General features: G+C 55.2%; 10 protein-coding genes. 2 read left to right on the top strand and 8 right to left on the bottom strand.

The genetic code is table 11. From position 1 onward, the window contains the following. The first annotated feature begins 151 nt into the window (after positions 1-151). Together B5G10_RS02320 and B5G10_RS02315 are read left to right on the top strand one after the other, a co-directional pair. Positions 152-2149: an FAD-dependent oxidoreductase gene (locus B5G10_RS02320; protein ID WP_087423155.1), complete on the top strand. Its 1998-nt coding sequence runs from the start codon at positions 152-154 to the stop codon at positions 2147-2149. Positions 2150-2585: 436 nt separating this feature from the next. Further along, positions 2586-3038 carry a PepSY-like domain-containing protein gene (locus B5G10_RS02315; RefSeq protein WP_087423154.1) on the top strand — a complete coding sequence of 151 codons (453 nt, stop codon included), beginning with the start codon at positions 2586-2588 and terminating at the stop codon, positions 3036-3038. Between the two features lie 26 nt (positions 3039-3064). On the opposite strand, the gene B5G10_RS02310 is transcribed toward B5G10_RS02315, so the two are convergent. The 8 genes from B5G10_RS02310 to B5G10_RS02275 all read right to left on the bottom strand — a co-directional run bounded on the left by B5G10_RS02310 (position 3065) and on the right by B5G10_RS02275 (position 11030). Then, a complete protein-coding gene (locus B5G10_RS02310) occupies positions 3065-3568 on the bottom strand; it encodes a dihydrofolate reductase (RefSeq protein WP_241147704.1) in 504 nt (167 codons plus the stop codon). Further along, positions 3565-4359 (bottom strand): thymidylate synthase, encoded by a 795-nt coding sequence (locus B5G10_RS02305; protein ID WP_087423153.1) that lies wholly within the window; start codon positions 4357-4359, stop codon positions 3565-3567. The genes B5G10_RS02310 and B5G10_RS02305 overlap by 4 nt, the downstream gene beginning before the upstream one ends. Before the next feature lie 17 nt (positions 4360-4376). Further along, on the bottom strand, positions 4377-5537 hold the full coding sequence (locus B5G10_RS02300) for a hypothetical protein (protein WP_143241032.1): 1161 nt from the start codon (positions 5535-5537) through the stop codon (positions 4377-4379). A 12-nt stretch (positions 5538-5549) separates the two neighbouring features. Further along, positions 5550-6503 carry an N-acetylornithine carbamoyltransferase gene (locus tag B5G10_RS02295; protein WP_087423151.1) on the bottom strand — a complete coding sequence of 318 codons (954 nt, stop codon included), beginning with the start codon at positions 6501-6503 and terminating at the stop codon, positions 5550-5552. Between the two features lie 8 nt (positions 6504-6511). Continuing rightward, entirely contained in the window at positions 6512-7765 is a 1254-nt protein-coding gene (locus B5G10_RS02290) for a glutamate-5-semialdehyde dehydrogenase (protein WP_087423150.1), read from the bottom strand. A 64-nt stretch (positions 7766-7829) separates the two neighbouring features. Continuing rightward, a complete protein-coding gene (proB, locus tag B5G10_RS02285; protein ID WP_087423149.1) occupies positions 7830-8918 on the bottom strand; it encodes a glutamate 5-kinase in 1089 nt (362 codons plus the stop codon). Then, positions 8915-9346 (bottom strand): DUF695 domain-containing protein, encoded by a 432-nt coding sequence (locus B5G10_RS02280; protein WP_087423148.1) that lies wholly within the window; start codon positions 9344-9346, stop codon positions 8915-8917. The genes proB and B5G10_RS02280 overlap by 4 nt, the downstream gene beginning before the upstream one ends. A gap of 19 nt (positions 9347-9365) precedes the next feature. Continuing rightward, positions 9366-11030 carry an AMP-binding protein gene (locus tag B5G10_RS02275; protein WP_087423147.1) on the bottom strand — a complete coding sequence of 555 codons (1665 nt, stop codon included), beginning with the start codon at positions 11028-11030 and terminating at the stop codon, positions 9366-9368. Positions 11031-11036: the final 6 nt, after the last annotated feature.

Genomic DNA, 11036 nt, shown 5'->3' with positions numbered 1-11036 from the left:
TCTTCCAGAGGGCGGATATCCGTGAAATTTATAATCAGCCGACAACTCCCGTTTGTGTTCCGGAGGCGGGTTCTGTCGAGCAACCTACTTTATGGTAAAATTTCTCCGGACAGCAGTGAAGGAGAATATAAAATAAAAATAAGATAGATTTATGAGAGGAATATGTTTGTGGTGTACGGTGGCATTGCTTGTGCTGTTTACCGGTTGTAAAAGAGGAGTCGAAGTGGACATATGCATATATGGCGGCACTTCAGCTGGGGTTATTGCTGCGTACACCGCTTCGATGGAAGGGAAAAAGGTATTGTTGATAGAGCCCGGTACTCATTTGGGCGGAATGACCTCGGGAGGCTTGGGATATACCGACATCGGGAATAAATTTGTCGTGACTGGGTTGGCCCGGGATTTTTATCGCAGGGTAGGAGCCCATTACGGGCAGTTTGAACAGTGGGTTTTTGAACCGTCGGTTGCCGAGCAAATCTTTCGGGAGTATATCGATCGGGGACGTGTCGAGGTGTTGTATTCCTATCGGTTACACGATGTCGAGAAAGAGGGTAGGCACATCTCACAGATTGTTGTTGAAAATTCAGCCAATCCATCGCCCGAGACCTACCGGAAAATACGGGCCAAGGTATTTATCGATTGCTCCTATGAGGGTGACCTCATGGCTAAAGCCGGGGCCTCTTATGCCATAGGAAGGGAGGATAACTCGGTATATGGCGAGACCTATAATGGCGTGCAACTGATGAAGGGGCACCAGTTTTGGGATCCCATAGACCCCTATATTGTTCCAGGCGATTCGACCAGTGGCTTGATTTGGGGGGTAAGTGACCATGTGTTAAACCCTACCGGCTCGGGCGATAAAAAGATACAGGCCTATAATTTCAGGGTCTGTTTGACCGATAATCCCGAAAACATGATACCCATCACCCGTCCCGACAACTACGATTCTACCCGATATGAATTGGTGTTGCGACTGCATGCCGTATCGCCCCGAAAGTCGGTATATGACTATTTTATTTGGAGCCGTATGCCTAACGCCAAAACCGATATCAACAATGGCGGCGGTATTTCGACCGATATGATTGGTATGAACTGGGATTATCCCGAGGCCGACTATGCCCGGCGGGCCGAGATTTGGAAAGCTCATGAAGATTATACCAAGGGCCTTTTCTATTTCCTGGGTCACGATGAGCGTGTTCCTCGGTTTATGCGTGATGAGATGTTGAAGTGGGGCTATCCCAAAGACGAATATGTCGATAACGATCATTGGACTCACCAGCTTTATGTGCGAGAGGCGCGTCGCTTGATTGGCGAATTGGTCATGACCGAGCATCACTGTGTGGGGCGAGAAGTGGTCGATGATGTAATCGGCTGGGCTGCCTACACGATGGACTCGCATAATTGTGACAGGCTGGTTGTCGATGGGGTAGTCAAGAACGAAGGGAATGTCGAGATAGGAGGCTTCCCGCCCTATCCCATCTCCTACCGGGCTCTTGTCCCCAAGCGGCAAGAGGTGGCCAATTTGTTGGTACCGGTATGCCTGTCGGCCTCGCACATAGCTTACGGCTCGATTCGCATGGAGCCGGTCTTCATGGTATTGGGCCAGTCGGCTGCCGTAGCCGCAAGCCTTTCGATTGACGAAGGTATCGATGTGCAGGATGTCGATGTTGCCCGGGTGCAGGAGATCTTGAGAACCGACCCGTTGGCCGATGGTTCGACTCCCGAGATTCTGGTCGATAACGACGATACTACCGCTGTTGAAATACAGGGCGACTGGACGTTGGCTCAAGATACCTATCGAGGATATGGCTTGAATTTTTATGTCGATAGCTCCAAGGGCGATACCCTCAAAACCATTAAGTATTTGCCCGATATTCAGACTGCCGGGGCTTATAAGATTTATGTCTTCTTTCCTCAGTTAGAGGGGGCATCCACGCATACGCCCGTAACGATTTTTACCGGGGCCGATACGGCGCAGGTGCAAGTGCATAAAGACGATATAAAGGTCGTGGGGCAAACCGGTGGCGAGTGGGTGTGCGTGGGCGAATATAACCTACCTTGTGGGCGTGAGGCTTATGTGGAGATTTCCAACCAGGGAGCCGACAATGCGGTGGCTGCCGATGCCGTCCTGTTTTTGCCGATACCGTAGTCGCGAGATAAATTCGGATATGGGAATAGGGTGTGTCTATTGGGACATACCCTATTTTTCTCTTTGGATTGCTGTAATAAGACGATAGTTGAAATTGCTACGTTATTCGTAATGGTATGAGTTAAAACAAAAAAAATTGATTGTCATCACGACAACCAATCTTTGTTAACCTTAATTCTAATACCATGAAAAACACATTGCAAATGTAAGCATATAATTTTATATGCAAGCAAAAGATACAAGAAAATCGTTTGTGTTTAACATTATTTTTATATATGGAGGGTCTTGTGACAATATGATATCTATTTGTTACAAATGTGTTACAATTTGCTTGGGCTTTTTATCGCGATTGGCCTGAAATTTTGCATATAGGTGTGACCTATTGGGGGCGAATATTGTTATGTTGTTGTATAGTCATTCATAAAAAACGAACCGTATGAGAAAAATTTTGTGGAGTTTTATTGTGTTGGCGGCTCTCTTGAGTATGAGTAGCTGCGACGATGACAAGCGGGTGGATTATGAGTATCTGCCGGCTGCCATACACCAGTTTGTCGATAACTATTTTGCCGATGTGCAGGTGGTCAAAGCCGAGAAGGATGACGATGAACCCCGGTATAAACTGTGGTTGAGCAACGGGTTTGAGCTGAAGTTTTATAACGACGGTGGCTGGCAGGAGGTAGATGGCAATCTGCAGGTGCTGCCTTCGGCTTTGCAAATAGGTATTTTGCCGGGCAACCTGCTCACCTATACGGCCACGCAATATCCTAACGCCGGTATTGTGGAGGTGTCGCGTTACAGTTGGGGGTACCAGATCGAACTGAATACGGTGCCGGTAATCGAGTTGAATTTCAACAACGACGGCGAGGTGACGACCACCGGGGGACGTTGATCTTCCCCCCGTGGTGATGCTGGCGGCTATCGTTTGCGCCGGTAGGTCACGAAGGTGTAGGAGTAGGCGTGTCGCTCGTCGGCAGGCATCTCCTGCACCTCGTCTTTTATCCACACGGTCTTGTCGATGGCGGGGAAGAAGGTGTCGGCATCGGCAAAGGTGTGGTGTATGTGGGTAATGTAGAGCGTGTCGGCCAGCCCGATGGTTTCGTTGTAGAGGGTGGCTCCGCCGATGATGAAGACGGGGCTCTTGTCGGCCTGGGCCATTGCTTCGTCGATGTTGTGTACTACTGCTACACCCGGCCAGGCGAGGTCGTGGTTGTGGGTGAGCACGATGTTCTTGCGGTTGGGCAGGGCTCCGTTGGGCAGCGACTCGAAGGTGCGCCGACCCATGACTACGGTGTGCCCCGAGGTGAGGGTTTTGAAATGCTTCAGGTCGTTGGGCAGGTGGCACAGCAACTGCTGGTTACGGCCGATGGCGCCGTTCTCGGCGACGGCGGCGATAAGGGCAATCGAGATCATGGGTGTCATACGGCAACTTTCCCGGCAATGTGGGGATGTGGATTATAATCGGTGAGTTCGAAGTCTTCGTATTGGAAGTCGAAGATGCTTTTTACCTCGGGATTCAGTCTCATTTTGGGGAGGGGTCGCGGTTCGCGGGTGAGTTGCTCGCGCACCTGCTCCAGGTGGTTGTTGTAGATGTGGGCATCGCCCAGGGTGTGAACAAACTCGCCGGCCTCGAGCCCCGTGACCTGGGCTACCATCATCAGGAGCAGCGCATACGAGGCGATGTTGAAAGGCACGCCCAGGAAGATATCGGCACTGCGCTGGTAGAGTTGCAGGCTCAGTTTGCCTCCCGCTACATAGAATTGGAAAAAGGCGTGGCAGGGCGGCAGATTCATCTGCGGCAGGTCGGCCACATTCCAGGCGCTCACGATGATGCGTCGTGAGTCGGGGTTGTGCTTGATGGTCTCGATGGCTTCGGTTATCTGGTCGATATGGCCTCCGTTATAGTCGGGCCACGAGCGCCACTGATAGCCATAGATGTGGCCCAGGTCGCCGTTTGCGTCGGCCCATTCGTTCCAGATGCGCACCCCGTGTTCTTGCAGGTATTTCACGTTGGTATCGCCCTTGAGGAACCACAGCAGCTCATAGATAATCGATTTGAGGTGCAGTTTTTTTGTGGTGAGCAGCGGGAATCCGTCGTGCAGGTCGAACCGCATCTGGTAGCCAAATACGCTGTGTGTGCCCGTGCCCGTGCGGTCTTCTTTGAGAACGCCGTGGTCGAGCACATGTTGCAGTAGGTCGAGATATTGTTTCATGTCGTTTGTCTTGTCGTTTATTTGATTTGCAGCAGGCGGCTGAAGCCGAGGCACGAGATGGAGAATCCCAGTTTGCAGCCCCGAATCATGTCGCCCTCTATGGCGTTGAAGTTTTTGAACTGTTCGCGGTTGATAAAGATTTTGGTGCGAATCGATGCGGTGAAAATCTCGCGGTGTCCGCGCCAGAACGAGGGTACCATCGATATGGTGTTGGAGAATCGGTAGTCGAAGCAGATACCGGCCGTCCAGTTGAAGTTGGAGTAGGCCAGCGTGGTCCGTTCGTTACGTCCGTCGGGGATACGTATCTGATCGGAGTAGCCCGACCAGATGCAACCGGCATAGGGCATGAGGGCGAAATACTTGGTCGAGACGAGCTGCTGTCCCAGGCTGAGCGAAATCGAGGTGTAGGTGTTGTGCCCGTTTCGCAGCCACACGTCGTGGATATCGCCTTTCTGTACCTGGATGTCGCGTCGTGTGCGGGCCATTCCGGCCGAGAAGTCGCACAGCAGGTGGGTGTTGACATAGCCCAGGTCGAATCCGACGTGGATTTGCCAGGCGGGATCCCAGTAGTGTTCAAGCTCGCCCACGGGCCACGAAGCCCCCGTGCCCAGGTAGAAGCCGTAACCGAAGCGGCGCGGAGAGATGCGGGGAATCGACGGGGCGGGATTCTCGATCAATTCTTTGGTGACATAGAATTCCCACTCTTGCAGCTTCTCTTCGTTTTGTCCGCGTTCGGTCTCCTCTTCGGCCTTTTCGCTTTGCTCCTTGTAGAGGTCCATATACTGTCGGGTGCGGTTGTCGGCCTCTATACCCACTACGCCCAGGTTCAGTTCGGTTTGCAGACGACGGCGGTAGAACTCAAGCAGGTCGTACTTGAGTTGGAAAAGCCGCAGCAGGTTGTTGTTGCGGATGGTCGAGTCGGCGAAGGAGTGCCGACGGTCGAAACAGGCTTGAGCCTCTGAACGCACCGTACTGGTGTTCCCGTCGCGGTTCTTGGTCTTTTCGATACGCAGGAAGGCGGTGAATGCCGTGGGTACACTCTTGAGGCTGAGGGTATCTTGAAAATCGTCCCAGGTCAGTTTCCCTTCGTTCCAGAATTTGTAGTCGGCGAACTCTTCGGCCCGAGTGATTCCCGGGAGCAGGAGCGCGGTCAAAAGGAGTATCAAAAGCCGTTTCATAGATATGCGGGTTTAAAGAGATTCGAGAATACGTTTTAAGACGACCTGTGCCGATATTTCGCGGTTGGCCGCTTCGGGGATAACCAGCGACTGGGGGCTCTCGATAACGTCGTCGGTCACGATCATGTTGCGGCGCACCGGCAGGCAGTGCATGAAAAAGGCGTGGTTCGTGAGCGCCATCTTCTCGCTATCGACCGTCCAGCTGCGGTCGGTGCTGAGCACCTGGCCATAGTGCGGTTCGGCATAGGCCGCCCAGTTCTTGGCATAGATGAAGTCGGCCCCTTCGAAGGCTTTCCGCTGGTCATACTCCACACGGGCCTTCCCCACGAAGCGGGGGTCGAGTTCATACCCTTTGGGGTGAGTGATGACAAACTCGTAGTCGGTCTCGTTCATCCACTCGGCAAACGAGTTGGGCACGGCCTGAGGCAGGGCTTTGGGGTGCGGAGCCCAGGTCAAGACCACTTTGGGGCGAGCCGTCTTTTTGTGCTCCTCGATGGTGATGAGGTCGGCAAAACTTTGCAGGGGATGGCGAGTCGCTGCCTCCATGCTGAAGACGGGACGTCCCGAATATTGGATGAACTGGTTGAGAATCTTCTCTTCGTAGTCGTCGCTCTTGCTCTCGAAACGGGCAAAGGAGCGCACCCCGATCACGTCGCAGTAGCATCCCATCACGGGGATAGCCTCGAGCAGATGTTCGGGTTTGTCGCCATCCATCACCACGCCACGTTCGGTCTCGAGTTTCCAGGCTCCTTGGTTCACGTCGAGCACCATCACGTTCATCCCCAGATTCATGGCCGCCTTTTGGGTGCTCAACCGGGTGCGGAGGCTCGAGTTGAAAAAGATCATCATGAGGGTGCGGTCCTGCCCCAGGTGCTTGTAGGCAAAGCGGTTGGCTTTCACTTCGAGAGCCTCGTGTACGGCCGACCTCAGGTCGCCTATGTCGTGTACGTTGGTAAAATGTCTCATAATCGTTTTTATTGGCGGGTTTGTCCGTTACCGGAAATGATATACTTGTAGGTTGTCAGTTCGGGCAGAGCCATGGGACCCCGGGCATGCAGCTTTTGGGTACTGATGCCTATCTCGGCTCCGAACCCGAATTGGCCTCCGTCGGTGAAAGCCGTGGAGACGTTGGTATATACGCAGGCGGCATCGACCCGTTGGACAAACTGTCGCTTGCGGGTTTCGTCGTCGGTCACGATACATTCGCTGTGTTTCGAAGAGTCGCGGGCGATGTGGGCCAGCGCCTCGTCGAACGTGGCTACCGTTTTGATGGCCATCTTGTAGTCGAGGAACTCGGTGCCGAAACTCTCGGCCGTGGCCGGTTGCAGCAGCTCGTGGGGGTATTGGCCGTCCAGTGCTTCGTAGGCTTGCGGGTCGGCATAGATGATAACCCGTTTCTCGGCCAGCGGAGCACAGAGGGCGGGCAGGTCGGGTAGCCGATTTTGGTGAACGATGAGGCAGTCGAGTGCGTTGCACACACTCACCCGGCGGGTCTTGGCGTTGAACACGATATTGCGCCCTTTCTCCAGGTCGCCCGCTTCGTCGAAGTAGGTGTGGCAGATGCCTGCCCCGGTCTCGATGACCGGCACGAGTGCATGCTCGCGCACATAGTTGATGAGCCGGCTGCTGCCCCGCGGAATCACGAGATCGACTTTACCCACAGCGGTTAATAACTTGTCGGTAAAGCTATGGTCGTTGGGTAGTAAAATGGCTGAGTTTGAATCTATTCCATGAGTTATCAACACCCTGTTGATAATGTTCATAAGTGCGAGGTTGGAGTATTGGGCATCGCTCCCTCCCTTGAGGATACAGACGTTTCCCGATTTCATGCAGAGGGAAAAGACGTCGAAGGTGACGTTGGGACGTGCCTCGTAGATGATACCGATGACTCCGAACGGTACCGACACCTTGTCGATGTGCATGCCGTTGGGCCGGTCGAACGAAGCCAGTTTGCGCCCCAGCGGCGAAGGCAGCGAGGCAACGCGCCGCATGTCGGCGGTGATACCTGCCAGGCGTTCGGGGGTGAGCATCAGCCGGTCGTAGCGAGGGTCACTCTCGGACATACGCTCCAGATCGCGGCGGTTCTCCTCGAGTATATAGCGGGCCTCTCGGTCGGCCTCGTCGGCTACGGCACAGAGCACCCGCGCAATGGTGGCATCGTCGATAAGGTTCAACTTGTCGGCGGCCACTCGGGCATTGTCGAGGATATGTGACAAATCGGCAGTCATAATTGTGATGTCTCTATTTAAGCAAAAGTAATCTTTTTTTTCGAGTGTGTTGATATGATGGATGTTAAAGTTGCTCGAGGTAGAGATAATCGCAGTGGACGAGGGGCCGGGCTCCCTGCTTGCCGATGAGCTGCCGTGCCGACTTGCTATCGGTAGCGACGCGTCCCACACCTATGGCCCGACCCTCGGCATCGACAATGCGCACGATGTCGTCGCGCTCGAAATCGCCCTCGATGCGGGTGACCCCGATGGGCAGGATGCTGGCGGCCGGTTGTGTATGGATGGCTTCGACGGCCCCGGCGTTGAGGTGGAGCCGGCCTTTGGCGAATCCTTCGGAGTGGGCTATCCAGCGCTTGATACTCGAGATGGGAGAGGGCGAGGGGATGAAGCGGGTGCATACCTCGTTGCTCCCCTCCTTGAGCAGACGGGGCAGGATGTTCTCGCGCTTGCCGTTGGCGATAATCACTTCGATGCCCTCGTCGGCCACCTTGCGGGCAATGTGGCACTTGGTCGTCATGCCGCCCCGGCCAAACGACGACTTGCCCGACTGGATGTATTGCGACAACTCCTGGCCGGGATGAATCTCGGCGATAACCCGGCTGTTCGGTTCGCCCGGTGCCCCGTTGTAGATGCCGTCGATGTTGCTGAGAATGACGAGGGTCTCGACATCCATCATGGCCGAGATGAGCCCCGAGAGTTCGTCGTTATCGGTAAACATGAGCTCGGTTACCGATATGGTGTCGTTTTCGTTGACGATGGGAATTACCCCGTTGTCGAGCATCACCTCCATGCACTGTTTTTGGGTGAGGTATTGCTGCCGGGTCGAGAAGTTCTCTTTGGTGGTGAGCACCTGCCCACAGGCGATGTGGTGCTCGCGGAAGAGCTCGTAGTAACGGTTGATGAGCTTGGCTTGCCCCACGGCCGAGAAGAGTTGCCGGGCCGCCACCGAGTCGAGTTTGCGGTCGATGTGCAGTTCGCTGCGGCCCGAGGCTACGGCTCCCGACGAGACGACAATCACCTCGAGGCCGGCCTTGTGCAGGTCGGCAATCTGGTCGGTGAGGGCCGACATGCGGGTGATGTCGAGCGACCCGTCGGGGCGGGTGAGCACGTTGCTCCCTATCTTCACGGCAATGCGTTTGCGGCTGTAACTCATGACTGTATGGCAAAATGTTCGACGGTTTCGATATAACTTTTCCACTCGGGATCGCTCTCGGCGCCAATCTGTATGGGCAGGGGCGGATAGCTGGCAAAGGTCTGCTCGACCACCCGGCCGAACTCCTCGGCCGAGCGACTGTAATACTCGTAGCGGGCGACCCGGTTGCCGATGAAGATGGCCGTGAGCACGGCTATCCCTTCGGACTCGAGAGCCTGGCGCAACTGCTCGTTGAGCAGGTCGAGCCCCTGAGTCTCCTTGTCGGTAGGCAGACCCTTGGTGTCGCCGCCATATTGCCACACGAGGGCGATGCGGGTGGCATATTGCCCCGATTGTCTGAGGGTGTCGAGGAAAAGCCGTCCCCGCACGATCAAGGGTTTCCCTTCGTTCTCGGCATCGGCCACAAACCATTCGTTGCTTGCTTGCATGGCATTGTCGGTGATGAGGTTATTGAGCTTTTTGGTTATCCTTGTCGCGAATTTCTACCCGGCGAATCTTGCCGCTGATGGTCTTGGGCAACTCATCGACGAACTCGATGACACGGGGATACTTGTAGGGAGCGGTCACTCGCTTCACATGGTCTTGGATCTCCTTGATGAGCGCCTCGCCGGCCTTGTCCTTATAGGCGGCCGAGAGCACGATGGTGGCTTTGACCAGCTGGCCCCGTATCTCGTCGGGTACACCGGTCACGGCACACTCGACTACGGCGGGGTGAGTCATCAGGGCGCTCTCTACCTCGAACGGGCCGATGCGATAGCCCGACGACTTGATTACGTCGTCGGCCCGGCCTACGAACCAGAAGTACCCGTCCTCGTCGCGCCAGGCTACATCGCCCGTGTAGTAGATGTTGTCGTGATAAACCTCGCGGGTCTTCTCGGGGTCGCGGTAGTACTCCTTGAAGAGGCCCAGGGGTTTGCCATGGTCGGTGCGGATGACAATCTGTCCCTGCTCGCCATCTTCGGCCGAGCGGCCGTCGGCCGTGAGCAGGTCGATGTCGTATTGCGGGTTGCGTATGCCCATTGAGCCCGGTTTGGGTTCTACCCAGGGGTAGGTGGCGATGGTGAGGGTGGTCTCGGTCTGCCCGAATCCCTCCATCAGCTTGATGCCGGTGAGGCGCAGCCACTCTTCATAGACCTTGGGGTTAAGGGCTTCGCCGGCGATGGTGCAGTATTGCAGCGACGAGAGGTCGTACTTGGTGAGGTCTTCGCGAATGAGGAACCGGAATACCGTGGGAGGCGCGCAGAACGAGGTGATGTGGTAGTTGTGTATCATGTCGAGCACGTCGGCCGGTTTGAACTTCTCGAAGTCATAGACAAAGACGTTGGCCCCGGCAATCCACTGTCCGTAGAGTTTTCCCCACACGGCTTTACCCCAGCCGGTGTCGGCGAGGGTGAGGTGCAGGCTGCCTTCGTGCAGGTTGTGCCAGAAGGAGCCGGTGATGATGTGGCCCAGCGGGTAGGTAAAATCGTGAGCCACCATCTTGGGCTCGCCGGTGGTTCCCGAGGTGAAGTAGAGCAGCGAGATGTCATCGTTACTATTGGGGTGCTCGGGGCGCACGAAGGGGGCCGCAGCCTCGATGCCGCGGTGGAAATCGTCCCAACCCTCGGGCACGAGCGGGCCTATCGATATGCAGTGTTGCAGCGAGGGTGATGCGGGACGGGCCCGGTTGATGTGGCCCAGCACAATCTCGTCGCCGCAGGCTACGATAGCCTTGATATCGGCGGCGTTGCAGCGATAGATGATATCTTTTTCGGTGAGCAGGTGAGTGGCGGGGATACATACCGCACCCAGTTTGTGGAGGGCGATAATCGAGAACCAGAACTCATATCGGCGTTTGAGGATGAGCATTACCATGTCGCCGTGGCCGATGCCCAGCGATTGGAAATAGGCGGCCGTCTTGTCGCTCTCGCGTTTGATGTCGGCAAAGGTGAAGTCGATGCGTTTGCCCTGGTCGTTGGTCCAGAGCAGCGCCTGTTTGTCGGGCGCAATGCGGGCCCATTCGTCCACTACGTCATACCCGAAGTTGAAATTCTCGGGAACCTTTACCTTGAAATTCTTCATGAAATCTTCCTGCGAAGAGAAAGATGTTTTATCTACAAAGCGTTCTAACATAATCGT

Source organism: Barnesiella sp. An55 (assembly GCF_002161555.1).
Lineage (GTDB): Bacteria > Bacteroidota > Bacteroidia > Bacteroidales > Barnesiellaceae > Barnesiella > Barnesiella merdipullorum.
Note: the sequence above shows the minus strand (reverse complement) of the source record. Positions and strands in the feature narration are given on the sequence as shown.

Coding starts and splice junctions, on each gene's coding strand:
- B5G10_RS02320 (WP_087423155.1), top strand. CDS start 152: ATGAGAGGAATATGTTTGTGGTGTACGGTGGCATTGCTTGTGCTGTTT.
- B5G10_RS02315 (WP_087423154.1), top strand. CDS start 2,586: ATGAGAAAAATTTTGTGGAGTTTTATTGTGTTGGCGGCTCTCTTGAGT.
- B5G10_RS02310 (WP_241147704.1), bottom strand. CDS start 3,568: ATGACACCCATGATCTCGATTGCCCTTATCGCCGCCGTCGCCGAGAAC.
- B5G10_RS02305 (WP_087423153.1), bottom strand. CDS start 4,359: ATGAAACAATATCTCGACCTACTGCAACATGTGCTCGACCACGGCGTT.
- B5G10_RS02300 (WP_143241032.1), bottom strand. CDS start 5,537: ATGAAACGGCTTTTGATACTCCTTTTGACCGCGCTCCTGCTCCCGGGA.
- B5G10_RS02295 (WP_087423151.1), bottom strand. CDS start 6,503: ATGAGACATTTTACCAACGTACACGACATAGGCGACCTGAGGTCGGCC.
- B5G10_RS02290 (WP_087423150.1), bottom strand. CDS start 7,765: ATGACTGCCGATTTGTCACATATCCTCGACAATGCCCGAGTGGCCGCC.
- proB (WP_087423149.1), bottom strand. CDS start 8,918: ATGAGTTACAGCCGCAAACGCATTGCCGTGAAGATAGGGAGCAACGTG.
- B5G10_RS02280 (WP_087423148.1), bottom strand. CDS start 9,346: ATGCAAGCAAGCAACGAATGGTTTGTGGCCGATGCCGAGAACGAAGGG.
- B5G10_RS02275 (WP_087423147.1), bottom strand. CDS start 11,030: ATGTTAGAACGCTTTGTAGATAAAACATCTTTCTCTTCGCAGGAAGAT.